The 25,067-nt window shown below is 67.0% G+C and carries 19 protein-coding genes and 1 tRNA gene; 12 read left to right on the forward strand and 8 right to left on the reverse strand.

The annotated features are described in order from the left end of the window. Positions 1 to 5: 5 nt before the first annotated feature. Both LI72_RS09405 and LI72_RS20675 read right to left on the reverse strand, forming a co-directional pair. The gene (locus tag LI72_RS09405; protein WP_033925639.1) at positions 6 to 935 is read right to left on the reverse strand and encodes an ABC transporter permease; all 930 of its coding nucleotides are present in this window, start codon (positions 933 to 935) and stop codon (positions 6 to 8) included. Between the two features lie 98 nt (positions 936 to 1,033). Continuing rightward, positions 1,034 to 1,333 (reverse strand): excalibur calcium-binding domain-containing protein, encoded by a 300-nt coding sequence (locus LI72_RS20675; protein WP_081984812.1) that lies wholly within the window; start codon positions 1,331 to 1,333, stop codon positions 1,034 to 1,036. Positions 1,334 to 1,572: 239 nt separating this feature from the next. On the opposite strand from LI72_RS20675, the gene LI72_RS09410 reads away from it, so the two are divergent. Together LI72_RS09410 and LI72_RS09415 are read left to right on the forward strand one after the other, a co-directional pair. Then, the gene (locus LI72_RS09410; RefSeq protein ID WP_033925640.1) at positions 1,573 to 2,376 is read left to right on the forward strand and encodes a MerR family transcriptional regulator; all 804 of its coding nucleotides are present in this window, start codon (positions 1,573 to 1,575) and stop codon (positions 2,374 to 2,376) included. Between the two features lie 13 nt (positions 2,377 to 2,389). Then, on the forward strand, positions 2,390 to 2,749 hold the full coding sequence (locus tag LI72_RS09415) for a DMT family transporter (RefSeq protein ID WP_033925641.1): 360 nt from the start codon (positions 2,390 to 2,392) through the stop codon (positions 2,747 to 2,749). Here the strand turns inward: LI72_RS09415 and LI72_RS09420 are convergent. From LI72_RS09420 to pheS, 5 genes are all read right to left on the reverse strand, one after another. Then, complete coding sequence (locus LI72_RS09420) at positions 2,746 to 3,549, reverse strand: 3'(2'),5'-bisphosphate nucleotidase CysQ (protein WP_033925642.1); 804 nt, start codon at positions 3,547 to 3,549, stop codon at positions 2,746 to 2,748. The genes LI72_RS09415 and LI72_RS09420 overlap by 4 nt on opposite strands. A gap of 39 nt (positions 3,550 to 3,588) precedes the next feature. Further along, positions 3,589 to 5,154, reverse strand: coding sequence for a peptide chain release factor 3 (locus LI72_RS09425; RefSeq protein WP_033925643.1), 1,566 nt, complete (start codon positions 5,152 to 5,154; stop codon positions 3,589 to 3,591). A gap of 118 nt (positions 5,155 to 5,272) precedes the next feature. Further along, positions 5,273 to 6,154: an aldose 1-epimerase family protein gene (locus LI72_RS09430; RefSeq protein ID WP_033925644.1), complete on the reverse strand. Its 882-nt coding sequence runs from the start codon at positions 6,152 to 6,154 to the stop codon at positions 5,273 to 5,275. Beyond that, positions 6,147 to 8,576 carry a phenylalanine--tRNA ligase subunit beta gene (pheT, locus tag LI72_RS09435; protein ID WP_033925645.1) on the reverse strand — a complete coding sequence of 810 codons (2,430 nt, stop codon included), beginning with the start codon at positions 8,574 to 8,576 and terminating at the stop codon, positions 6,147 to 6,149. Before pheT ends, LI72_RS09430 begins: the two co-directional genes overlap by 8 nt. After that, the gene (gene pheS, locus LI72_RS09440) at positions 8,573 to 9,664 is read right to left on the reverse strand and encodes a phenylalanine--tRNA ligase subunit alpha (RefSeq protein WP_033926238.1); all 1,092 of its coding nucleotides are present in this window, start codon (positions 9,662 to 9,664) and stop codon (positions 8,573 to 8,575) included. Before pheS ends, pheT begins: the two co-directional genes overlap by 4 nt. On the opposite strand from pheS, the gene LI72_RS09445 reads away from it, so the two are divergent. The 10 genes from LI72_RS09445 to LI72_RS09490 all read left to right on the forward strand — a co-directional run bounded on the left by LI72_RS09445 (position 9,647) and on the right by LI72_RS09490 (position 24,926). Next, positions 9,647 to 10,216: a hypothetical protein gene (locus tag LI72_RS09445; protein ID WP_156139564.1), complete on the forward strand. Its 570-nt coding sequence runs from the start codon at positions 9,647 to 9,649 to the stop codon at positions 10,214 to 10,216. The two genes, pheS and LI72_RS09445, sit on opposite strands and share 18 nt — an antisense overlap. Positions 10,217 to 10,228: 12 nt before the next feature. Continuing rightward, positions 10,229 to 11,176, forward strand: a complete 948-nt coding sequence (locus tag LI72_RS09450; protein ID WP_033925646.1) for a sterol desaturase family protein — start codon at positions 10,229 to 10,231, stop codon at positions 11,174 to 11,176. Between the two features lie 4 nt (positions 11,177 to 11,180). Next, a complete protein-coding gene (locus LI72_RS09455) occupies positions 11,181 to 11,666 on the forward strand; it encodes a GNAT family N-acetyltransferase (protein WP_052129696.1) in 486 nt (161 codons plus the stop codon). 20 nt (positions 11,667 to 11,686) lie between these two features. Next, entirely contained in the window at positions 11,687 to 13,309 is a 1,623-nt protein-coding gene (locus LI72_RS09460; RefSeq protein WP_033925647.1) for a GMC family oxidoreductase, read from the forward strand. 95 nt (positions 13,310 to 13,404) lie between these two features. Then, the gene (gene mutS / locus LI72_RS09465; protein WP_033925648.1) at positions 13,405 to 16,026 is read left to right on the forward strand and encodes a DNA mismatch repair protein MutS; all 2,622 of its coding nucleotides are present in this window, start codon (positions 13,405 to 13,407) and stop codon (positions 16,024 to 16,026) included. A gap of 59 nt (positions 16,027 to 16,085) precedes the next feature. After that, positions 16,086 to 18,383: a CHAT domain-containing protein gene (locus tag LI72_RS09470; RefSeq protein WP_081984814.1), complete on the forward strand. Its 2,298-nt coding sequence runs from the start codon at positions 16,086 to 16,088 to the stop codon at positions 18,381 to 18,383. Beyond that, positions 18,380 to 21,151, forward strand: coding sequence for a two-partner secretion domain-containing protein (locus tag LI72_RS09475; protein WP_156139565.1), 2,772 nt, complete (start codon positions 18,380 to 18,382; stop codon positions 21,149 to 21,151). Before LI72_RS09470 ends, LI72_RS09475 begins: the two co-directional genes overlap by 4 nt. After that, positions 21,148 to 22,890 carry a ShlB/FhaC/HecB family hemolysin secretion/activation protein gene (locus LI72_RS09480; protein WP_156139566.1) on the forward strand — a complete coding sequence of 581 codons (1,743 nt, stop codon included), beginning with the start codon at positions 21,148 to 21,150 and terminating at the stop codon, positions 22,888 to 22,890. The genes LI72_RS09475 and LI72_RS09480 overlap by 4 nt, the downstream gene beginning before the upstream one ends. Before the next feature lie 63 nt (positions 22,891 to 22,953). Continuing rightward, positions 22,954 to 23,970: a threonine aldolase family protein gene (locus tag LI72_RS09485; protein ID WP_033925652.1), complete on the forward strand. Its 1,017-nt coding sequence runs from the start codon at positions 22,954 to 22,956 to the stop codon at positions 23,968 to 23,970. After that, a complete protein-coding gene (locus LI72_RS09490; RefSeq protein ID WP_081984816.1) occupies positions 23,967 to 24,926 on the forward strand; it encodes a DMT family transporter in 960 nt (319 codons plus the stop codon). Before LI72_RS09485 ends, LI72_RS09490 begins: the two co-directional genes overlap by 4 nt. Before the next feature lie 46 nt (positions 24,927 to 24,972). Here the strand turns inward: LI72_RS09490 and LI72_RS09495 are convergent. Further along, positions 24,973 to 25,047 (reverse strand) — tRNA-Val (locus tag LI72_RS09495). Positions 25,048 to 25,067 lie beyond the last annotated feature (20 nt).

Here is a 25,067-nt window from a genome sequence, read left to right on the forward strand (position 1 = left end):
GCACCTCATGCCCGGCTCCGGGGGTCGAGCCACCCATAGAGCAGGTCTGCGATCAGGTTGAACGCGATGATCAGCGCCGCATAGAGCAGGATCACCGCCATGATCAGCGGATAGTCGCGGTTGAGCGCGCCCTGTACGAAATAGCGGCCAAGGCCGGGCAGCGCGAACACCGTCTCGATCACCACCGCGCCGGTGAGCAGTCCCGCCGCCGCCGGGCCCAGATAGCTGACCACGGGAACGAGCGCAGGCCGCAGCGCGTGGCGAAGAACGATCGCGCTGGTGCTGAGACCACGCGCGCGCGCGGTGCGGATATGCTCCTGCGCCAGCGCTGCCGCCAGCCCCGCGCGCGCCAGCTTGGCGATCGCGCCGGCCACTGGAAGAGCCAGCGCGATCACCGGCATCACCCAGAATTGTGGTGCGCTGATGAGGCTATCGCCCAGACCACCCACCGGCAGCATCCCCAACCATAGCCCGAAGATCAGCGCGAGCAGTGGACCGGTGACAAAGCTCGGCAGGGCGGTGACGATAGTGGCGCACAGCATTAGCGCCTCGTCCGCCCAGCCGCCCGGGCGCAGCGCGGCGATGGTTCCTGCGGCGAGCCCAAGTGCCAGTGCCAGCACTATCGCCAGCCCACCCAAGGTCAGCGACACCGGCAGGCTGTCGGCGATCAACTGGGTGACCGTGAAATCGCGATAAACGAGGCTCGGCCCAAAATCGCCGGTGAGCGTGCGCTGCAGAAACAGCGCGAACTGCTCGCCCATCGGCAGGTTGAGGCCATACGCCGCCTCCAGTGCCGCCCGGGTCTCCGGAGCCAACGGCCGCTCGCCATCGAACGGCCCGCCGGGCGCAAAGCGCATCAGCGCGAACGAGGCGAGCAGCACGAGCAACAGCGTCGGTATTGCGGTCAACAACCGGCGAAGGATCAGGGCACGCATCGCTTGCGACAATGGCGGATCGGGTGGACGGCGTCATGCGGAAAATGAAGCGCATCGGCGCCGCAAAAAGAGGGCTGGCGTAAGATTTAGAGGTTCACTCAGTAGTATGGCTCGCAAGCAATTCCATCTGAATCACCGTCCATCTCCTCGCGATAACCTGGTTCCCCAAGGTATATTGGCGCTGTGCCAACGCGGCGGGCATCATTGCACCCTAGCCAGAAATCGCCAGGTTGTGGTTCCCTGGCGCGCGCCATTCCTGCCTTGACGGACAAAGGTCGCACAATGGCGGCTAGTTGCGTGACCCCCTGCTCATTTGCAAAGATACTACCAAGACCCGCAACAAAGCCTAACACCGCCGCCGTCATCAACAGGTCCACAACACCTGTCTTCCTCGTCATTTTTCGCTGACGTTGGTAAGGTCGCCCACGTTTACCTAGGGGTGACTTGAAAGGTTTTCTCGTTCTCACGACACGAATATTATGGGCGAATTGTGAATGAAATATTGTGCCGATGTGGAGGCATATTTTTTCTAAACTGCAAATACGCACTGTTGTCACATCGGAGGCGGCCCCGTTGCAATAGGTGCTCTACAAAAACCCCTTGAAGCTGACGCAGCGTCAAGTGGCATAAGCCGCTTATGGCTGATTCGCTCGACATTACTGCCGTCACCCGGCTCACCGGTCTCACCGCCCGCGCGCTGCGCTTCTACGAGGCGCGGGGGCTGGTCGAGCCGTTGCGCACCGCGTCGGGGCGGCGGCATTATGATGCGGCGGCACTCGAGCGGCTGAACCTCATCCTGTCGCTGAAGAAGGCGGGGCTGACGCTGGCGCAGATCCAGCGGCTGACCGCCAACCGGCGGATCGACTTGCAAGGCCTGATCACGGCGCAGCTCGATCATCTCGAGGCGCAGGCGCGGCGGATATCCGAAGCGCAGGCGCTGCTCATCTCCGTCAAGTCACGCATCGATCGCGGCGAGCCCATCGATGCAGAGACCTTCTGCTCGCTGATCCGAACCGAACAAGAGGACAGTACAAGCATGTCACAAGACCAATGGAAAGCGGTGACCGACCGCTATTTCACCCCCCAGGAGCAGGCCGAATGGGCCGACCGCATGGGCGCGCTGGGCGAGGATTTCGATCAGGAAGGCTATGCCGCGCAATGGAAGGCGCTCGGCGACGAAATCAAGGCGGCGCTGCCGATGGACCCAGGCAGCGAGGCGGCGGCAGGCTTTGTCCAGCGCTGGTTCGCGCTGCTGAAACCCTTCACCGATGTCGCCACGCCCGCGATGTGGACCGGCACGATGAAGATGTACGACGACATGCCCAACTGGCCCGCGCAGGCCGATCCCGGCTTCGATGCCGAGGTCTGGGCATTCATGAAACAGGCAACAGCGGCGCGGATGCTCAAGGGCGATCCGGTTGCCGTGCCGAAAGCCGAATGAAGGGGAGCGAGTCATGAATGCATGGGTCTTGCTGGCTCTGGCCATCATCTGCGAGATTGCAGGCACCAGCCTGCTCAAGGCCTCGCAGGGGTTTTCCAGGCCGCTGTTCGGCATGGCGTCGATGAGCTGCTATGGCCTGTGCTTCTGGCTGCTCGCCTTTGCCTTCACCCGCATCCCGATGGGCATAGCCTATGCGATCTGGTCGGGTGTCGGCGTGGTGGCCGTGGCGGTGATCGGCTGGCTGGTGTTCCGCCAGTCGATCAGCCTCGCCCAGGCCGGGTTCATCGTGCTGACGCTGATCGGTACGACGGGTCTGTACCTGACCACGCCCGATGCCGAGAGCGATAAGCCGAACGTGGCGGCCGAGGCCTAAGCGCCATCCGCCGACAGGCGCACCGCGCGTTCGCGCAGGCGTTCGAGCGCGGTGCCGTGGATGTCGGGCGCGCAGCACAAAACGCCGAAGGCATTGGCGCGCGGCTTGTTGAAGCGCAGTTCGCCGCCCAAAGCGTCGGTGACCCGCGCGCCCGCTTCTTCGGCAATGATCGCGGCAGCGCCGATGTCCCACTCATAGCCCCAGCGCAAGGTGGCGAGCAGGTCGGCGCGGTCGTCAGCGACCATCGCCATGCGCAAGGCGATGCTGTTGGGCTTTTCGACGACGGTGAGGTCGATATCCGCCTTGGGCAGGCTGTCGGTGGGCACGCGCGATCCCGAAAATTCGGTGCGACGGCTGGCCTTGAGGCGCTTGCCGTTGAGGAACGCGCCGCGCCCGCGCGCGCCGATCCAGTATTCATTGCGGGCAGGGGCCGCGAGCACGCCCATTACCACGCGGCCATCCTCGACCAGGGCAACCGAGATCGCCCAGCCGGCGCGGCCGCGCACGAAGTCGCGGGTGCCGTCGATGGGATCGACCAGCCAGATGCGCTCGCAGTCCAGCCGGTTGGTGTCGTCGGCGGTCTCTTCGGACAGCCAGCCCGCATCGGGAACCAAGGCGCCCAATCGATCACGCAGGAAATTGTCGACCGCCAGATCGGTTTCGCTCACCGGATCGCCCGGCTGCTTGTCCCACACCTGAAGGTCGCCCCCGGCGCGCGCAAAGGCGGCGATGGCAATGCCACTCGCCTCTTCGACGATATGCCGGATCGTATCGGGAGAGACCTTGGTGCGCGACGCCATGGCCCGCCTTAGCGCGCTGTGCTGCGCTGCAACAGCCCCTTAACGTTCGCGCGTGGCACTGAACGACAGTTCGGGGTTCTTTTCCTGTTGATAGCCGACATCCCACGCCGATCGCGCCATGAACACCGGGTTGCCGTCGCGGTCCTTGGCGAGGTTGTTCATCGAGATGCGCTTGAACGCTTCGAGCGCATCGGCCGGGCCGCTGAGCCAGCGGGCGGTATCGAACGGCGCCATTTCGAGCACCGCCTCGACCTTGTATTCCGCCTCCAGACGGCTGATCAGCACTTCGAGCTGCAGCTGGCCGACGACGCCGACGATCCACTGGCTGCCGATCTCGGGGTAGAACACCTGGATCACGCCCTCTTCGGACAGATCGTCGAGCGCCTTGCGCAGCTGCTTGGTCTTGGTGGGGTCCTTGAGCTGCACGCGGCGCAGGATCTCGGGTGCGAAATTGGGCAGGCCGGTAAAGCGCACATCGTTCTTCTCGGACAGCGTATCGCCGACGCGCAATGTGCCGTGATTGGGAATGCCGATGATATCGCCGGGCAAGGCCTCGTCGGCAAGCTCGCGGTCCTGCGCGAAGAACAGGATCGGCGAGTGCACCGCGATCGGCTTGCCATGGCCCGACGGCACCAGCTTCATGCCGCGCTTGAACGTGCCCGAGACCAGCCGCATGAACGCGATGCGGTCGCGGTGCTGCGGGTCCATATTGGCCTGCACCTTGAAGATGAAGCCGGTAACGTCCTTGCGCGTCGGCTCGACGGCTTCGGGCTGCGCGGGCTGGCTGCGCGGCGGCGGCGCGTGGTCGGCGATCGCGTTGATCAGCTCGTCGATGCCGAACTGCTTGAGCGCGGATCCGAAATAGACCGGGGTGAGGTCGCCGTGGCGATAGGCTTCCAGGTCGAAGCTGGCATAGCCGCCCTGCGCGAGCTCGGCTTCCTCGGTCAGCCGTTCGAGCGCCTGCGCGGAAAGCTTGTCGGCCAGCGCCGGATCATCGAGACCGGAAAGCTGCGTGACCGATCCGTCGTATTCGCGCGACGGGCCTTCGGGCTGCATCAGCTGGTTGCGCGCAAGGTCGTACACGCCCTCGAACTGGCCGCCCATGCCGACCGGCCAGCTCATCGGGCAGACATCGAGCGCCAGCGCATCGGCGACCTCGTCGAGCAATTCGAACGGATCGCGGCCCTCGCGGTCGACCTTGTTGACGAAGGTGATGATCGGCACCGAGCGCAACCGGCAGACCTCGAACAATTTGCGTGTCTGCGGCTCGATCCCCTTGGCAGCATCGATGACCATGATCGCGGAGTCGACCGCGGTCAGCGTGCGATAGGTGTCTTCGGAAAAGTCTTCATGGCCCGGGGTGTCGAGCAGGTTGAAGGTGATCCCCTGCCGCTCGAAGGTCATCACCGAGGAGGTGACCGAGATGCCGCGCTGCTGCTCGATCTTCATCCAGTCCGACCGGGCGCGCCGCGCCGCGCCGCGCGCCTTGACCTCGCCTGCCAGATGGATCGCGCCGCCGGTGAGCAGCAGCTTTTCGGTGAGCGTGGTCTTGCCCGCATCGGGGTGCGAGATGATGGCGAAGGTGCGGCGGTTGAGGGCGGTCATATCGGGGCTTTACACATTATCTGGTTGCCTGCGAAGGCAGGCATCCATCTCCAGAGGTTGGCATCTGGTGAAATCGGAGGGGTGATGGACCCCTGCGTGCGCAGGGGACCGGAACGCGCTAGCTCTCTAGCAGCGTCACATCCATCCGCAACCGCTGCTGTGCACCTGGGGCCAGCTTCATCACGCCCGGTTTGTCGGCGAAATCGCCGGTAAAGCCGAGCGGGTCGGCGATGCCGGCCCAGGGTTCGATGCACAGGAAGCGCGCGCCGGGTTTCTGCCAGATGCCCAGCATCGGCGTGTCGGGAAAATCGATGCGCAGCTGCGGCTGGCCGGGCACGCCATAAGTGAGCGAGCGGCTGGCGAGCTGGTCCCAGATCAGCGCGTCGGCCTCGAAATCGGCTTGCTTGGGCGCATAGACCTTGCCGTTGACCGGGCTGGGCTGCGGCGCAGGAATGACCAGGCCGGTGGCCGGGTCGAGCCGCCGGATCGGCGCGGGCTCGTCACGCTCGAAAACGATCCGGTGATCTTCCGCTGCGCCACCAACGGGCAGGGGCCAGGCAAAGGCGGGGTGATAGCCGAAACTGAACGGCATCGGCGTATCGCCCCGATTGCTCACCGTCGCGGTCATCGCCAGCGTCGCGCCCGCAAGCGCAAAGCCCATGTCGAGGCGGAAATCGAACGGGTAGTGCATGCGGCTGGCCTCGCTTGCGTCCAGCCGGAACAGCGCGGAGCCGTGGTCCGCCTCGACCAGCGCGAATTCCGAGCGCCGGGCAAAGCCATGCCGCGCCATGGCGAAGCTGCGCTCACCCAGCCGGTACACATCCCCTGCCATCGCGCCGATGATCGGGAAGAGCAACGGCGCGTGGCCCGCCCAGAAGGCGGGGTCGGCATCGGTCATCAACTGCCGTCCCTCGCCGTCGGTCAGCGACCGCAGTTCCGCCCCGAGAGGGTGGATGCCGGCGGTCAGCCTGTCCGAGGCGATGGCGACCAGATCAGCCACGCAACTCCGCCCCAAGCTTTGCCGCGGCCTTGACGATCGCGTCGGCAATGGCTTTCAGCTCGTCATCGCCAAAGCTCTTGTCCACCGGCTGCAGCGTGACCTCCAGCGCGAGCGACAGCTTGCCCTCGGGCACGCCCTGGCCTGCAAAGCTGTCGAACACGCGGGCATCGGTGATGTGCTTCTTGTCCGCGCCTTTGACCGCGCGCACCAGATCACCGGCAGGCGTCTTGGCATCGACCAGGAACGCGAAGTCGCGCGTTACGGCCTGCAGTGCGGGCGGCGCAAAGGCCTCGCGCATCGCAGAGCCGCGCGGCTTCAGCGGGATGCCGTCGAGGAACAGCTCGGCGACCATCACCGCCCCGTGCACCGGCTTGAAGCCGAACGCCTTGGCGGTCGAAGGGTGCAGCGTGCCGTATGCTGCGAGCACGTTCTTCGGCCCTAGCCGCAGCGTCGCGGCTTGCCCCGGGTGATAGTGATCACCAGGGCCTGCCGCATCGGGCGCGAAGTCCATCAGCTTGGTGGCAGGCGCGCCTGCGGCCTCGAGCAGTGCCAGCACTTCGGCTTTCACATCGTGCGCGGTGAAGGCCTGCGCCTTGCCCGAGCGCCAGTCGCGGCTGACCTTGTCGCCCGCGAGCACGATGCCGAGCGTTGCGCGTTCCAGGCTGGTGCCATCTTCGGCCTTGAAATAGCGCCGACCGACCTCGAACAGCCGGACCGAGCCTGCGCCGCGATCCAGGTTGCGCTTGGCCGCCGAGAGCAGGCCTGGCAGCAGCGAGGGCCGCATGACCTTGAGGTCCTCGCTGATTGGGTTAGCCAACGTCCAGTCGCCGCCGCCAAAGGGGGCAGCTTCCTTGTCCGAAATGAACGACCAGTTGACCGCCTCGTTGAGCCCGCGCGCCGCTGCCAGACGCCGCACGCGCCGCTCCTGCAGCTGGCCTACGCTGGCGGTGGGCTTGGCGACACCGGGGAGCCGCGGCAGCGGGGTCGAGGGGATCGCGTCGATCCCGGTGATCCGCACCACTTCCTCGACGATGTCCGCCTTGCCCGCGACATCGCGCCGCCAGCTGGGAACGGTGATCGTCCAAGGGGTCGAGGCGCTGTCCACGCCGAAGCCCAGCCGCTGAAGGATCGCCTGCTGCTCGGCCGCCGCAACATCGATGCCGGCCAGAGCCGCGCAATAGGCGGGGTCATAGGTCACCGTGCGCGGCTCCACCGGCGCCGTGCCCGACCGGGTCACGGGACTGGCGGTACCGCCGCAAAGCTCTAGTACCAGCCGCGTGGCAATATTGAGGCCCTGATCGAGGAATGCAGGGTCCACGCCGCGCTCGAAGCGCTGGCGCGCATCTGACGTCAGCATCAGCTTCTGGCCGGTGCGTGCGATATGCTCCGGGTCGAAATAGGCACATTCGATCAGCACATCGGTGGTCGTGTCCGACACGCCCGAATCCTCGCCGCCCATGATGCCGCCGATGTCATGCACCTGAGCATCATCCGCGATCACCGTCATGCTGGCGTCGAGCGTATAGGTCTTGCCGTTGAGTGCCAGCACCTGCTCGCCATCGACTGCCTTGCGCGCGACCAGGCCACCCGTCAGCTTGGCACGGTCATAGACGTGCAAGGGGCGGCCGAGATCGATCGAGACGAAGTTGGTGATATCGACCAGCACCGAAATCGGCTTCTGCCCGATCGCCTTCAGCCGGTCGGCCATCCATTTGGGCGAAGCGCCGTTGGTGAGACCCGAGACGTTCTGCGCGTGGAAGGCGGGGCATCCGGCGCTATCGTCGGTACGCACATCGGGGGCTTCGCCGGTGCCGGCAACCGGATCGACGCCGCTGCGATAGACCTCTGACAGCGGCTTCAAGGTGCCGATGCCCGAGGCTGCCAGATCGCGCGCGATGCCGCGCACGCCCATGCAATCCTGCTTGTTCGGCGTCACCGAGACGTCGATGACGGGATCGTCGAGCCCGGCATAATCGGCAAAGCTGGTGCCGACCGGTGCATCTTCGGGCAGTTCGATGATGCCGTCGTGGTCCTCGCCCATCTCCAGCTCGCGGTACGAGCACATCATGCCGAAGCTTTCGACATCGCGGATCTTCGCCGGTTTCAGCGTGAAGGCGGGGCCGGGGACATAGGTTCCCGGCGGGCCGAACACACCAACCAGCCCCTGACGCGCATTGGGCGCGCCGCAGACGACCTGCCAGGGCGTGCCCGAGCCGTCATCGACCTTCAGCAGCCGCAGCTTGTCTGCATTGGGGTGGGGCCCGGCCTCGATGACGCGCGCGACCTTGAACGGGCGCAGCACGTCGGCGGGGTTTTCCACGCCTTCCAGCTCCAGCCCGATGGCGGTCAGCCGATCAGTGATTTCGGTGAGGCTCGCATCGGTATCGAGATGCTCTTTCAGCCAGCTCAGCGTGAACTTCATGCGCTCACTCCTCCGCTCAAAGTGGGGACATCCAGCGACGAGAAGCCGTAATGCTTCAGCCAGCGCAGGTCGCCATCGAAGAACGCGCGCAGGTCATCCATGCCGTATTTCAGCATCGCCAGCCGGTCGATGCCGCAGCCAAAGGCAAAGCCCTGCCACTCGTCAGGGTCCAGCCCGCAATGCTCGATCACCTTGGGGTTGACCATGCCGCTGCCCAGGATCTCCATCCAGCCGCCATTGGGGCCGGTCGGGTCGCCACCGATCACGCGCTTGCCCTTTTCGACCGTGAAGCCGACATCGACTTCGGCCGAAGGCTCGGTGAACGGGAAATAGCTGGGGCGCAGCCGCAGCACGATGTCGTCGCGCTCGAAGAACGCCTTCACGAAGGTCTCCAGCGTCCACTTGAGGTGCGCCATGGTGATGCCCTTGTCGATCACGAGGCCCTCGACCTGGTGGAACATCGGCGTGTGCGTGGCGTCCGAATCGCTGCGATAGGTGCGGCCCGGCGCGATGATGCGGATCGGCGGCTTCTGCCCCATCATCGTGCGGATCTGCACCGGCGAGGTGTGCGTGCGCAGCAGCATCTCCTCGCCCGCCGCGTTGCGATCGGGGAAGTAGAAGGTGTCGTGCATCGCGCGCGCCGGGTGCGTCTCGGGCATGTTCAGCGCGGTGAAATTGTACCAGCCCGATTCGATTTCCGGACCGGTCGCAACCGCAAAGCCGAGGTCGGCGAAGATCTCGGCGAGCTCGTCCATCACCTGGGCAACCGGGTGCACCGAACCTTGCGGGCTCGGGGCGACGGGCAGCGTCAGGTCGATCGCTTCGGAGGCGAGCCGTGCGTTGAGCACTTCGCTCTCCAGCGCATCCTTGCGCGCGGCGATCGCGGCGGTCACTGCCTCGCGCGCGCCGTTGATGCGCGGGCCCTGGTCCTGCCGCTCCTCGGCACTCATGCCGCCCAGCGTCTTGAGCAGCCCGGTGATCGCGCCCTGCTTACCCAGCGCGGCGATGCGGATTTCTTCCAGTGCGGCAAGATCGGCATCGGCGATGCGCGCCAGATAATCCTGCTGCAATTGTTCAACGTCGGCCACGGCCTGGATGTCCTTATCGGTCGAGAAATTGAGGGTGCGGGTGCCGTAGTCACGCCGCGCGTCACAAATCAACCCCTGCCGCACGTTCGCGGCCTTTTCATGACGCTGGCTGGGGTGCTATCCTGCAGGCCAGACCGGGCAAAGACCTGGCTGGGCAAGGGGACGATGCCGATGAACATGATGCTGCTGTTCGCTTCACTGGCCGCGATTCTCGCGGTCGCCGGGCTGGTCTGGCTGCTGCAACTCGGGGAAAACCGGATCGGCGATGCCGCCGATGCCGCGCGCATCGCCGAAGAGCAGATCGCCGGCTTCGAGGCGGGGCCGGTGCTGATGTCGGGCGATGGCGAGGCGGCGCTGGTCGAAGGCACCGATGGACGGATCGTGATCCTCAAGCGCCACGGCGCACATTGCGCCGGGCGGGTCCTGCCCAAGCCGCTGCGCGCGCACCGCTGCAGCGAGGGCTGGAAGGTGGAAACCGGTGATCCGCGCTTCGGTCATGTTTCACTCGCACTGTCAAAACAGGATGGAGACAAGCTGCTGACAATGATGTAAGCAGCTGAGACCATGACCACGGCGCCCGATCTGCCCAACCCGACCGAGCTTGCGATCCCGGCATTCGTGCTGCTGATCCTGATCGAAATCTGGTGGGTGCGCAGGCGCGATGCCCGCGCCTATGAGCCGCGCGACACGCTGACATCGCTGGCATTGGGCCTCGGCAGCACGGTCGCGGGCGCCTTGTTCGGCGGCCTCGCGCTGTTGCTGGCGTTCCAGGTCTACGAGCACCGGATCTTCGACATCGGTTGGGTCTGGTGGGCGTGGCCGGTGGCCTTCGTGATCGACGATTTTGCCTATTACTGGTCGCACCGTCTGGGTCACCGCGTCCGCTGGATGTGGGCGGCGCATGTCATCCACCATTCGAGCCAGCACTATAATCTCTCGACCGCGCTTCGGCAGACGTGGACCGGTTTCTTCACCCCCGGCCTGCTGATCGGCCTGCCGATGTTCTGGCTGGGCTTTCATCCGCTGATGGTCGCGTTTTGCGGCGGGCTCAATCTGATCTACCAGTTCTGGATCCATACCGAGGCGGTCAAAAGGCTGCCGCGCTGGTTCGAGGCGGTGATGAACACGCCCTCGCACCACCGTGTCCATCACGCGATCAACCCGCGCTATCTCGATTCGAACTATGCCGGCGTCTTCATCATCTGGGACAAGATGTTCGGCACCTTCGTGCCCGAGCGCGACGACGAGCCGATCCGCTATGGCATCGTCAAGCAGCTGGGCAGCTTCAACCTGATCTGGGCGGCGTTCCACGAATGGGTCGGCATCGCGCGCGACATGTGGAGTGCGCCAAGCATCGCCAACAAGCTTGGCTATTTGCTGCGCCCGCCGGGCTGGAGCCATGATGGCAGCCGCGAGACCAGCGACACGATCAAGGCCGCCTGGGCCGCGCGGCAGGGCCGGCGAGCGCCACCCGATATGCGGCCGGACACCGCATTAGAGCCTGCGGAATAGGCCTGTGGCAACGGGCGGCGCCACGACCGAAATCGTGCTGATGGAAGGCGCGGCGATTGCGTCTGCCGAACCGATGCTCGCCGCGCTGTGCACCAAAGTCTTCGAGAGCTTCGACCCGGATTATCTGGCCCAGCGGCTGGCGCATCTGGTCGATCCGGTTCTGCATCTTGCCCAGCGCAGCGATGGCACCGCACTGGGGTTCAAGCTCGCCTATCGGCGCGGACCGGCGCTGCTCTATTCCTGGCTCGGCGGCGTAATCCCCGCAGCGCGCGGTCAGGGTCTGGCGGCGCATCTGATGCAGGCCCAGCACGACTGGGCGGCCGCCAAGGGCTTTGCCGAAGTCGAGACCCGCACGTGCGCCAGCAACAACGGGATGATCATCGTCAACCTCAAGGCCGGATTCCAGATCGTCGGGGTAGAGGCGGGCGACGCGGGGCACATGATGGTGATCCTGCGCAAGATACTGAAGAACAAGCCCGAACGGGCATAAAGACACAGATGGGAGAGAGCATGAGCGAATATGATATCATCGTGATCGGCGGCGGGTCTGCCGGCTGCGCGGTTGCGGGACGGCTGAGCGAGGATGCCTCGCTGTCGGTCTGCCTGATCGAGGCGGGCGGCCGCAACAACGGCATTCGCGTGAAGACGCCGGGGTTCATGCCGTTCCTGCCGGCCAACACCAACTGGAAGTTCGAGACCGTTCCCCAGCCAGGCCTCAACGGCCGCCCCGGCTATCAGCCACGGGGCAAGGGCCTCGGCGGCTCCTCGGCGATCAATGCGATGGTCTATATCCGCGGCAACCATTGGGATTACGACAACTGGGAGGCCATGGGCGCGACCGGATGGAGCCACAAGGATGTGCTCCCCTGGTTCCGCCGCTCCGAGGGCAATGCCCGCGCTGGATCGTCGGCGGAATTCGATGCCCATCATGGCGGCGATGGCCCGCTGTCGGTGGTCGACCAGAAATGGGCCAACCCCGGCAGCCACGCCTTTGTCGAGGCGGCGCGCCGGTTGCAGCTGCCGCTGAACAGCGACTTCAACGGAGCCAGGCAGGAAGGCTTCGGCATCTACCAGACCACGCAGAAGGATGGCGAACGCTGGAGCGCCTCGCGCGCCTATGTCGAGCCCGCCGCCGATCGCAAGAATCTGGATGTGCGCACCCATGCGCTAGTCCGCCGGATCATCATCGAGAACGGCCGCGCGCGCGGCGTCGAGTTCGAGCGGGCAGGGCAGGTGGTGCAGGTGTTCGCGCGCGCCGCGGTCATCCTGTCGGCAGGCGCCTTCGGATCGCCGCAGATCCTGCAGCTATCGGGCATCGGCCCCGGCGGGATGCTGAAGGACCATGGCATTCCGGTCCTCGCCGACCGTGCCGAGGTGGGGGCCAACCTGCAGGACCATATCGACTATGTCTCGGGCTTTGCCACCAAGTCGACTGACAGCTTCGGCAGTTCGCTCACCGGTGTGACGCGCATGGCGCGCGCGGTGGTCGAGCATCGGCGCAAACGTACCGGTATCCTCACCACCTGCTGGGCGGAAGCGGGCGGTTTCTGGAAGATGATGCCCGATGCTCCAGCGCCCGACGTGCAGTTCCACTTCGTGCCGGCGGTGCTCGAAGACCATGGCCGCGAGAATGTGAAGGGGCATGGTTTCTCGTGCCACGCCTGCGTGCTGCGCCCCGAAAGCAAGGGGACGGTCACGCTGAACAGCGCCGATCCTGCCGCTCCCCCGCGCATCGACCCCAATTTCCTTGCCGACGAGCGCGACATGGCGGTGCTGCGCGCAGGGGTGCGCTTCATGCACCGCATCTTCGAAACCCCGCCGATGTCGGATTATGATCCGGTCGATCGCCACCCGGTGGACCTCTACAACGACGCCGCGCTTGACGAACTGATCCGCAACCGCGCTGACACCGTCTATCACCCGGTGGGCACCTGCCGCATGGGATCGGACGAGGCCAGCGTCGTCGACCCGCGCCTCAAGCTGCGCGGTGTCGAGGGGCTGTATGTCGCCGATGCCAGCATCATGCCCAAGATCGTCAGCGGCAACACCAACGCCCCCAGTATCATGATCGGCGAACGCTGCGCCGCGTTTGTCGCGGAAGACCTGCGGGTCGGAGCGATGGCGGCGGCGTAACGCTCCCTTTAGATCCTCCCCCAGCAAGCTGGGGGAGGATTTTTGGACCAATTCCGCCCTTCCACCGGTGTGCAGGCTCGGCTAGTTGAACCGGGATGAGCCAACCTCCCTCCGACAGCGCCCACACGCCGATGATGGCGCAATATCATGCGCTCAAGGCCGAGGCCCCCGATTGCCTGCTGTTCTACCGGATGGGCGATTTCTTCGAGCTGTTCTTCGATGATGCCAAGGCCGCCGCGGCCACGCTCGACATCGCGCTGACCTCGCGCGGGGCGCATGGCGGCGATCCCATTCCGATGTGCGGCGTGCCGGTGCACAGCGCAGAAGGCTATCTGGCGCGGCTGATCAAGGCGGGCCACCGGGTCGCGATTGCCGAACAGACTGAGACGCCCGCCGAAGCGAAAGCGCGCGCCGGATCGAAGGCCCTGGTCGCGCGCGCAATCGTCCGCTTCGTCACTGCAGGTACGCTGACCGAGGAGTCGCTGCTCGATTCGCGTGCCGAAAACCGGCTGGTCGCGCTGGCCAGCGCCGAGGGCGGCTATGGCCTGGCGATGTGCGATATCTCCACCGGCCGGTTCGAGCTGATGCAGGCGAGCGCCGCCGATCTGTCCGCCGAAATCGCGCGGCTTTCTGCCAGCGAGCTGATCCAGTCCGATCGCACCGATCCGTTCACCGATGATGCGATCCTGCGGCCGGCAGGCGCGTTCAGCAGCCTGGAGGGCGAAAAGCGGCTGAAGGCGCATTTCGGTGTCGCGACGCTCGACGGCTTCGGCAGTTTCAGCCGCGCCGAGCTGGCGGCAGCGGGCGGGCTGATGGCCTATCTCGAGCATGTCTCGCGCGGCAGCATGCCGTTCCTCGCCCCGCCGCGCCGCCATGAGGTGGCGCAGCACATGGCGGTCGATGCGGCGACCCGCGAGTCCCTCGAAATTCTTACCAGCCAGCAGGGCGGGCGCGCAGGCTCGCTGGTGCATGCGATCGACCGCACGGTGACGGGCGCGGGCGCGCGGCTGCTGGCGAGTGACCTGGGCGCGCCGCTGACCGACATCGCCGCGATCCGCGACCGGCTGGCTTTGGTCCAGTGGTTCCACGAGGATTCGCTGCGCCGCGATGGCGTGCGCGAGGCGCTGAAGGCGATCCCCGATCTGGCGCGCGCGCTGGGCCGCGTCGTCGCGGGGCGGGGGTCCCCGCGCGACCTGGGCCAGCTACGCGACGGCCTTGGCGGCGCGCGCAGCTTGCGCGAGCGGCTGGCGCGCGGCGATGATCTGCCGCCGCTGCTCCAGGCGCTGCTCCCCGACATGCAGGGCCATGGCGCGCTGGTCGATCATCTGAGCCGCGCTCTGGTCGAAAGCCCGCCCACCGAGCGTGGCCAGGGCGGCTATATCGCGCGCGGCTACGATGCCGCGCTCGATGCTTTGCGCGACACCTCGGGCAATGCCAGGCGTGCAATTGCTGCGCTGGAGGCGGACTACAAGGCGCAGACCGGCGTGCAGGCGCTCAAGATCCGGCACAACGCGGTGCTCGGCTATTTCATCGAAGTCCCCGCCGCGCGCGCCGATGCGCTGATGAAGCCCGATAGCGGCTTTGCCCATCGTCAGACGATGGCAGGCGCAGTGCGGTTCAATTCGCCCGCGCTGCACGACGAGGCGATGCGGATCGCGCAATCGGGCGGCCATGCAATGGCGGCGGAAGAGGCGCATTTCGAGGGATTGTGCGAAGAGGTGATCGCCGCGCGCGAGGGCATCGCCCGCACCGCGGCCGCGCTCGCCCGGATCGATGTCGCCGCCGCGCATGCCGCGATGGCAGCGGAGGGCGATTTCAGCTGCCCCGAACTGACCGACGAGCCCTGTATCGCGATCGAAGGCGGGCGGCATCCGGTGGTCGAGGCGGCGTTGCGCAAGGCGGGGCAGCCGTTCGTCGCCAATGACTGCGCGCTGTCCGAGCGCGACCGGTTGTGGCTGGTCTCGGGCCCCAATATGGGGGGCAAATCGACCTTCCTGCGCCAGACCGCGCTGATCGTGCTCCTGGCGCAGGCGGGCGCGTTCGTGCCCGCACGGACGGCGCGGATCGGCATTGTCGACCGACTGTTCAGCCGCGTGGGCGCATCGGACAATCTGGCGCGGGGCCGATCGACCTTCATGGTCGAGATGGTCGAAACCGCCGCGATCCTCAGCCAAGCGACCGAGCGCTCGTTCGTTATCCTGGACGAGGTCGGGCGCGGCACCTCCACCTATGATGGCCTTGCGCTTGCCTGGGCGATTGCCGAGGCGGTGCACGATACCAACCGCTGCCGCTGCCTGTTTGCAACGCATTACCATGAGCTTACGAGGCTCACCGACCGTCTTGATGCGCTGTCGCTGCACCATGTCCGGGCCCGCGAGTGGAAGGGCGATCTGGTGCTGCTGCACGAGCTCGCCGACGGCCCTGCCGACCGCAGCTATGGCCTGGCCGTTGCCAAGCTCGCCGGCGTTCCGCCCGTCGTGGTGGCGCGGGCCAAGTCGGTGCTCGCCAAGCTCGAAGCGGGGCGCCAGGCGACTGGCGGATTGGCCGCCGGTCTTGACGATCTGCCGCTGTTCGCGGCTGCGCTCGCCAAGGAGCCGGAGCCGGTCGATGCGCTGCGCGAGGCGCTCGCCGGGATCGATGTCGACAACCTCAGCCCGCGCGATGCTCTGGAAGCGCTGTACCGGCTCAAGGGGCTGGCGAACGATCCGCCGCATTAGGCGTTCAATCGGCAGTGAAATCCGGTTATCCTGCAAGCGGTTAATGAGCAGGGGCCATCATGGCAGGAATAGCAGCATGGGGATTGGCGTTCGCGCTGGCGTCGGCCGATGGCGCGGGCGCCAGCGTGCCCGAGCCCGTGTTGCTGTGCAGCAGCCCGGCTGAGGCGTCGTCCCCGCTGCTGATCGGTGCCGATCGTGCGTCGCGCGCCCGGGCGCTGATGCGTGGTGGCGACGAAGCCGGCGCGGAAGCCGCGCTGCAGGTGCTGCTGGCAGCTAAGGGCGCGCCGGGCACCTCGCCGCCAACGGCCACCACAGCCGAATCCGCCACCGATCGTCAGCGCGCCGAATACTGCCTGGTGGCCGGCGAAGCGATGCGCCGCGCGCGCTCGGGCAGCCAGGCGCGCGCGCAGGATTTTCTGCGCACCGCATTGGTGCTGGCCGAGCGTGCGGGGGATGCCCCGCTCGCCGCGCGCGCGGCATGGGAGGGCGCGCTTGCGCTGGCAGGGGGAGCGCCGCCCAGCACGGCGGGAACACGGCGCAGGGCCGGCAGCGCATCGCAACCACCATCGCAGCCGGTGCCGGGCTGTGCGATCGGCGAGATCGAGGGCCAAGGGCGGCGGCTGGAAGCGGCATTCGCCTGTGCGCTCGACCGGGCGATCCGCGCCGGGGATGCCGAGCTCACCGCGCTGGCGGCGCTGCGGCTGGCGCGGCTGGAAAAGGCGCGGCGGCTCGATGTCAGCGGACACATCGCCACCGGGCTTGGTGCTGCGGCCCGGGTGGCATCCGAGAAGCGCGCCGCTCTGGAGCTCGGTCTGCTGATGCTGGCGTGCGATGCTGGCTTGGGTCAATCCGATTTGGTTATCAAAGGGGCCGATGATTTCGCCAAATCGGTAAGAATGGGTGCCAGCGATGCTTCAGCGGTCGCCGCGCTGAAGGGCCGCGTGGCCCTGGCCGGCGGCGATGCCGCACAGGCGCGCGGACACTTGCGCCGGGCGGTGTTCCTGGAAAGCCAGAAGCCGCTGCCGCAGAACCTGCCGCAATACAGCCTCTATCTCGCCGATGCCGAGCCCGAGCGGGCGGGCGAGCACGTGCTCGCCGCCTATCGTGCGCTGGAACAGGTGCGGATGGTGCTGATGCCGGTCGACCCGCTGACCGAGGAAAGCCGCTTCGATCTGATCGTCCGCCCGGTGTTCGAGCGCGCCATCGGCACGACGCTTGCGAACGCCGGAACCGACCCATCGACTCTGGGCCAGGCCCAGCAGATTGCCGAAGCCTATCGCTCGGCCGAACTGCAGAACAGCCTGGGGGCCGAATGCGTGCCGCTGCGCAATCCGGTGACGCCCGCCGACCTGCAGCCGGGCGAAGTGCTGCTCTATCCGCTGCTGCTCGAGGACCGGATCGAGCTGCTCTATGCCACCGGCGATGCCAAGGCCTTGGGCTATCGGCGAATGGCGCCCGACCGCACCCGCAACCGGGCGGGCATCGCCGCGCTGGCGCAGCGGATGACCGCATCGCTGAGCGGCGCGAGCAACGACTGGGAGGCCGCATCGCGCGCGCTCCACGCCGCACTGATCGCGCCGATCGCGGGTCTGCTCAAGGCCGATGCGACGCTGATCATCGTGCCCGATGGCCCGCTGCGCCAGATCAGCTTTGCCGCCTTGATGGATGCGCAGGGCAACTTCCTGATGGAGCAGGCGCGGCTGGCGGTGGTTCCCGCGCTCAGCTTCGCGGCCCCGGGCATCCGCGACCTCGCCCCGCAGATCATTGCCGCCTCGCTGGAAAAGGAGCTGGAGCTTCCCGTGGGCCGCTTCACCCGGCTGGAGGGAACTGCCTCCGAGGCGGCGATGGCGGCAGGCCAGGATGGCGTGCTGTTGACCGATTTCGATCGTGCCGACCTCGCCTCCGCGCTGGCGCGGCGCCCGGCCAGCGTGCTGCACCTGGCCACGCACGCGGCCTTCAACGGCCGCACCGAGCGCTCGTTCATCGTCGCCGATGGCGAGGCGATCACATTGCCCGAGCTGCGCGCGATGCTGGGCGCCAACAGCCTTCGCGGAAAAGGCCTGCAATTGCTGGTGCTGAGCGCCTGCGAAACGGCGGTGGGCGATGACGACCAGGCGATGGGGCTGGCCGGCGCGGCGGTGGAAGCGGGCGCGGCCAGCGCGCTTGCGTCCCTTTGGGAGGTCAGCGATGCAGGGACGGCAGCGCTGATGGAGGCATTCTACACGCACTACCGCCGCGGCGAGGGGCGCGCGCGATCGCTCCAGCTGGCGCAGATTGAGCTGGCGCGAAGCGCGGACGGACAGTGGGCCGATCCGGGCATCTGGAGCGCGTTCACGATGGTGGGGAGCTGGCGGTGAGGCACGCCCCCCGGTCGCTCTGTCTGCTGGCATCCGCCGTTTGCCTGCTGCAGGTGACCTTGGCCGCGCAGGACATGCCTGCGCCGCAGACTGCGATCACGCCCGATACCCTGCCCTCGCTCGCCACCGGAACGACAGCGGTGACCGATGGGGCGACCACGATCATCGGCGGCGGTGCGCGCGCAGGCGACAACCTGTTCCACAGCTTTGCGCGCTTCAACCTCGGCCCCGGCGACATTGCTCGATGGACCGCGAGCGACGCCGCAACGATCCGCAACGTCATCAACCGCGTCACCGGCGGCGAGCGATCGTTCATCGCCGGGACCATCGATGCAAGTGCAATGCCGGGAGCGGACTTCTACTTCATCAATCCGGCGGGTATCGTCTTCGGCGACGGCGCATTCGTCGATGTCGGCGGAACCGCGCATTTTTCGACCGCGCATCAGCTGGGGTTCGCCGATGGTTCGGTGCTGGTCTCGGGCACGGCGTCCGGATCGACCTTCAGCATGGCCGAGCCTGCGCGCTTCGGTTTTCTGGGCAACAACGCGCCGATCCAGCTGGTGGCTTCGGCTGGCCTCGGCGATGGCGTGGCGCGGGGCGTGGCTGCGGGGCGGCTCACGCTGAGCGCGAGCGATATCACGCTCGCCAGCACCAGTCTTGCTGCCACCCGCCTGGCGCTGCGCACGGTGGGGCAGGCAAGCGGCAGCGTGGCAATCCTCGCCACCCCCGATCAGGGGATGCGGGGCGGGCGGATCGATCTCGATGACAGCCGCATCTTCATCGACACCGATGGCCAGGTCTCGCTCGCAGCCGGTGCGGTCCGGCTGGACACGTTGAGCGAGATCAGCGTGGTCGCCAGCGCGGGCACCGCCCCCGCCATCGACGTTCGCGCCGATCGGGTCGATCTGGCGAGTGGCGAACTGCGGGTGACCGGGGTTGCAGGCGTTGCCGCGCGGGGCGGCGATATCCGCATCCGGGCGGGGGAGCTTTACGTTGGTGACATGGGTGCGATCCGCACCGAATCGGTGCTGGCGGGCGGCGGCGGCACGATCACGCTGGATGGCGATCTGGTGCATATCGAAGGCGGCAGCGTCACCGCCACCGGCCTTTCGGCACCGGGCCGGTCGGTGGGCGATATCACCGTGCGGGCAGGGCGGCTGCGGATCACCGAATTCGGCCTGATCTCCACCACCCTGTTCGAGGCCCTGGACAGTGCCGCACCCACCGGGACGACGGGCAATATCGTCATCGATGCCGGTCGGATCGAAATCGACACCACCGGGCTGATCCTTGCGCAGAGCCAGTCGAGCACGGCATCGGGCCCCGGCAGCATCACCTTGCGTGCCGACAGCATGGCAATCGGCCTGGGGTTGATTTCGACCGGAACCGCCAGCTCGACCGCCGCCGGGCCGATCGACATCACGGTGCGGGGCCTGCTGGAGATGACCGGGTTCGGCGGCATCCAGTCGGTGAGCCAGGGGCTGGGCGATGCGGGATCGATCACCATTCGCGCAGGCGCGATCCGCATGATCGATACGATGGGCGGCCCGAGCATTTCCTCCGAGACCGAGCTTCCCCGCGCGCAGGAGTTTACCCGGTTGAGCGATTACACCGGGTCCGCTGGCAGGATCGTCATCGATACGGGCAGGCTGGAGATGATCGGTCGCAGCACGATCACGACCTCCAGCTCGAGCCTGGGCAATGCCGGCGACATCGCCATTACCGCAGGCAGCATCACGATGACGGGCCTGTCCGAGATCACGTCGTCTGCGCTCAAGCTGCTGGTTCCGCCCTCGCGCGAGGAGGTTCTGGCGGATTTCGACATGCCGCTCGAGCTCAAGGTGGTGCCGGGGCCCGGTCGGGCGGGGACCATCACTCTGGCGGTGGCCGGCACGCTGGCTGTCGCCGGCGGCACCATCTCGACCGCGACCGAAGGCTTTGGCGCTGCCGGGGAGGTGACCGTGCGGGCCGATCGCATCGACCTGGGCGCGGGCAGTCGGATCAGTTCGGATGCAGGCGAACTCGCCCCCGGCCAGGCCGGCACCGTGCTGCTGTTTGCGCGGCAGATCGCGCTGGCCGATGGCGCGGAGGTGACCACCGGATCGGCCAACGTTGTCAGCGCAGGCGGTGTCGGGCTGGTGGCAGAAGAAAGCATCACCATCACCGGCGCGGGCAGCCGGATCGCGAGCACCAACAGCGCAGGCAGTACCGGCGGCGGCAGCGGCGGAGCGGCGGGCAATATCCTGGTGTCTGCACCCCGAATCACGCTCGGGCCGGGCGGCACGATCACCACCAGTTCACTGGCAGGCGCGGCCGGGCAGATCGAGCTGCTGCTGCCGGAAACGGGATTGCTGCGGCTGTCGGGCGGTGCCAACCCAGCGGTCATCGCCACTTCGTCCGGCCCCGGCACCGGCGGACGGATCGTGATCAGCCGTCCCTATGCGCTGATTGCCGATGGCGCGCGGATCGAGGCGCTGGGCCAGCAGCGCGGCGCCAACGTCCAGCTGGCGACCGATTTCTTCATCCGCTCCGCCGACAACAGCAACCTGTTGCTGGTCGATGGCGATCTGGTCGTCGACAGCCAGGTCGGCAATGTCAGCAGCGGCATCGACACCCCTGATATCAGCTTTGGCGATGCGGCAGGCGTGCTCGCGGGCCAGTGCCGCGCTGCGCGCAGCAGCGGGTCGGTTAGCCGCCTCGCCATCGACCTCGTCGGCCCGCTGGCGCTGGATCCTGCAGGCGTTTCGCGCGCGGGAGGCTGTCGTTGAGCCTGCTGCACGCGCTGGCATTGCAAGCCGCGCCCCATCTGCCCCCAATGTGCGCGCCTGGTCCCGATGCCGCGCAAAGTGGGCTGGTGACCTATTGCGATGTCGAGGTGCATGCAGAACCCGATGCGGTCGCCGTGGCGACGGCGGACAGCGAGGGGCTGGATTTCGGCGGGTTCGCGGTGCGCTATCGCCCCGGCGAGCGGCTCGATGGCGAATGGGTGCGCCAGCAGGTGATCGCCAATCATCTCACGGGCGCGCCGGTCGCGCTCGATCGCATTGCGGCCGCCGTCCAGCAGATCAGCCTGGCCTATGTGCGCAATGGCTATGTCAATTCGGGCGTGCTGATTGATCCGGCGACCGATCCTGCCGGCGCATCGCCGCTGGTGCTGCGGCTGGTGGCCGGTCGGCTTGCCGGTGGTGCACCGGCGGTCACCTGGCAGGACGGTCATCGGCGTGGGCTGAACGAGTCTTATGTGCTGCGCCGGATGCCCTCGGCGCGGGCGGTGCCGCTGAACGGCCTTGCCATCGAGCGCGACTTTCGCACGCTCGCCGCCGACGAGGCGATCGCGACGGTCAAGGCCGATCTGCAGCCCGGCACGCAGCCGGGCGAGGCGCACCTGTCGCTGCTGGTCGATCCCGCGCCGCGCTTTGCGGTGCAGGCGAGCATCGCCAACAGCCGTTCGCCCGCGGTCGGCGGCCTGCGCATCGGGACGGGCGTTGCCATTCGCAACACGCTGTTTGCCGGCGATCGGGTCGGCGTGGATGCGGGCCTGACGGCGGGGCGGCCCGATGGGCTGGTCGATTATGCCGCGCCGTTCATCCACCCCGCGCTGCAGATGGAGGTGCGCGGTGGCTACAACCGCGCGGCGGTGGTCGATGCCCCCTTGCGCAATCTCGATATCCGCGCGCGCGACTGGTTCGTCGAAGGCGGCTTTGCTCTCACTATCTGGCAGCGCCCGCTGAGCCCCGCAGCGCTCGATGGGACGCCCGAAGTCAGCGCGCAGGCCGTCACCCTGCGCGCAGGCGTCATCCACCGCGAAACGCGCACGTTCCTGCTCGGCGAGCCCTTCTCGTTCAGCCCCGGCTCAGTGCGGGGCCTCGCGGAATATTCGGCGCTCCGGCTGGGGGCGGAATGGACTCGTCGCAGCTCGGGCACGGTCTGGATCGGGCAATTGCGCTTCACCCAAGGGATCGAGGGCGGCCGTTCGGATATCGTCGGCATCGCCGCCCCCTCACCGCGTTTTCGCAGCCTGTCTGGCCAGCTCAGCCATGCGCGGCGATTGGGGCAGGGGGGCTGGGAGGTCCGTGCGCGGCTGGCGGGGCAATATGGTGTTGGCGTGCTCTATGCGGGCGAGCGCTTCGTGGCCGGCGGCAGCCAGACCGTGCGCGGTTATCGCGAAAGCCTGTTGCTGGCAGACCGGGGCGTGATCGGATCGGTGGAACTTGCCAGACCCCTGCAGCTTGGTTCGGGCGCGGTCGGTCCGCTCGGACTGCGCTGGGGCAGCTTCACGCCGTCACTGTTCGCCGATGGCGCGGTGATGCGCAATGCCACCCGCGGCTTCCAGCCGGTCCCGGGCGAGATCGCCAGCATCGGTGCCTCACTGACCTGGACGCCGTCGCCCACGCTGTCGGCGCGGCTGACCTATGGTCATGCGCTGGTCGATGCCGCCATCACCGGCAGCCGCGATGTGCAGGATGATGGCCTGTCCTTCGCGCTCAGCTGGAACCGCCGGTTCTGAAGCTGCATGGCCAGCGCATTGCACCGCTTGACCTTGGCCCGCACGGCATTACGACACCGGCCCATGAAGTTCTTTTCCGACAATGCCGCCGCCGTCCACCCGCGCGTGATGGAAGCTCTGGTTGCTGCGAACCAGCTCGATTCGCCTTATGATGGCGATGCTCTGAGCCAGGCGCTGGACGACCGGTTCAGCCAGCTGTTCGGCACGCGGGTACGCGCGCTTTGGGTCGCGACGGGCACCGCGGCCAATGTGCTGGGGCTGTCTGCGCTGTGCCCGCCCCACAAGGGCGTGATCTGTCACAAGATGGCGCATATCGAGCAGGACGAAGGCGGCGCGCCGGGCTTTTTCCTGCACGGGGCCAAGCTGATCCTGGCCGATGGCGAGGGCGCCAAGCTGACTGCCGAGGAAGTCGCGAGGGTAGCGGGCAATATCCGCGACGATGTCCACCAGGTGCAGCCTGCCTGTGTCTCGATCACCAATGCCAGCGAATATGGGCTGGTCTACAGCCCCCGGGAAGTCGCGGCGATTGCCGAGGTCTGCAAGGCCAAGGGCCTCAAGCTGCACATGGACGGCGCGCGCTTTGCCAATGCGATCGCTTCTACCGGCGTGCACCCGGCGGATGTTACCTGGCGCGCCGGTGTCGATGTGCTGAGCTTCGGTTGCGTCAAGAATGGCGGGATGAATGCGGAAGCGATCATCGTTTTCGACAACTGCCTGGCGCGCGACCTGCCCTATCTGCGCAAACGCGCCGGGCAGCTGCAGTCGAAGGGGCGGTTCCTGGCTGCGCAGCTGCTGGCGATGATCAAGGACGACCTGTGGCTGGCCAACGCGGCGGCCGCCAATGCTGGCGCACGGGCGATCGCAGAGGCAGCGGGCGACCGGCTGCTCTATCCGGTCGAGGCCAACGAGGTGTTCGTGAAGCTCACCGCCGCCGAAGCTGCCGCGCTGCGCACGCAGGGCTTTGAATTCTACGACTGGGGCGAGATGACGGCAGACGGCGGCGAAGCGCGTTTTGTCACCGCCTGGGATCAGGATGCCAGCGTCGTCGCGCCGCTTGCCGCCGCCATTGCCGCACTGTGACCGCGACGACGGCCTCCACGCCTGAGGCGGCTCACGAGGAACCGTCGCTGCTCTCGGCGCGGGTGCTGGTGCCGTTCCTGCTGGTATCGCTGATCTGGGGTTCGACCTGGCTGGTGATCAAGGACCAGATTTCCAGCGTGCCGCCGACCTGGTCGGTCAGCTACCGGTTTGGCGTCGCGGCGCTGGGCATGTTCGTGCTGGCCTGTTGGCGCAAGGCACCGCTGCGGCTGGACCGCCAGGGGCAGATGATCGCGCTGGCCCTGGGCTTCTTCCAGTTCTCGGCCAATTTCAATTTCGTCTACCGATCCGAGCTGTACATCACCTCCGGGCTGCTCGCAGTGCTGTTCGCGATGCTGATGGTGCCCAACGCACTGCTGTCGCGGGTCTTCCTGGGCCAACGGATCGCGGGCGGGTTTGTCGTCGGCACGATCGTGGCGCTGGCTGGGATCGCATTGCTGTTCGTGCAGGAATATCGCGTGATGCCGGCGGATCTGGGCGATGTGATGATGGGGCTGGGGCTGGCGCTCTGCGGGATCATGTCTGCATCGATTGCCAATGTCATGCAGTCGGCCGAACGGGTGCGCACGATGCCGATCCTCACCCTGCTTGCCTGGGCGATGCTGTGGGGCGCGCTGGGCAACGCGGCGCTCGGCTGGGCGCTTTACGGCCCGCCGGTGTTCGAAAGCCGACCCGCCTATCTGGGCGGAATCCTGTACCTCGGCCTGATGGGGTCGGTCGTCACCTTCCCGCTGTATTTCGCGCTGATCCGCGACATCGGCGCGGCGCGCGCAGCCTATAGCAGCGTGCTGGTGCCGGTGGTGGCGATGATCCTGTCCACCCTGTTCGAAGGCTATCGCTGGAGCACCCTGGCCGCCGCCGGCGCCGCACTGGGCATGATCGGCCTAGTCATCGCGATGCGCGCCAGAAGCCCCAGGACGCCAAGGCTGACGGGATGATGCGGATAAGGGCGGTGGTGCCATCGGACCGGCCCGGCCGGAACGATGGTGGGCGCGGCAGGGATTGAACCTGCGACCCCACCCGTGTGAAGGGTGTGCTCTACCACTGAGCTACGCGCCCGCATGCGGAATCACCGGCTG

The organism is Sphingomonas sp. 35-24ZXX, from assembly GCF_000786215.1.
Classification (GTDB): Bacteria; Pseudomonadota; Alphaproteobacteria; order Sphingomonadales; family Sphingomonadaceae; genus Blastomonas.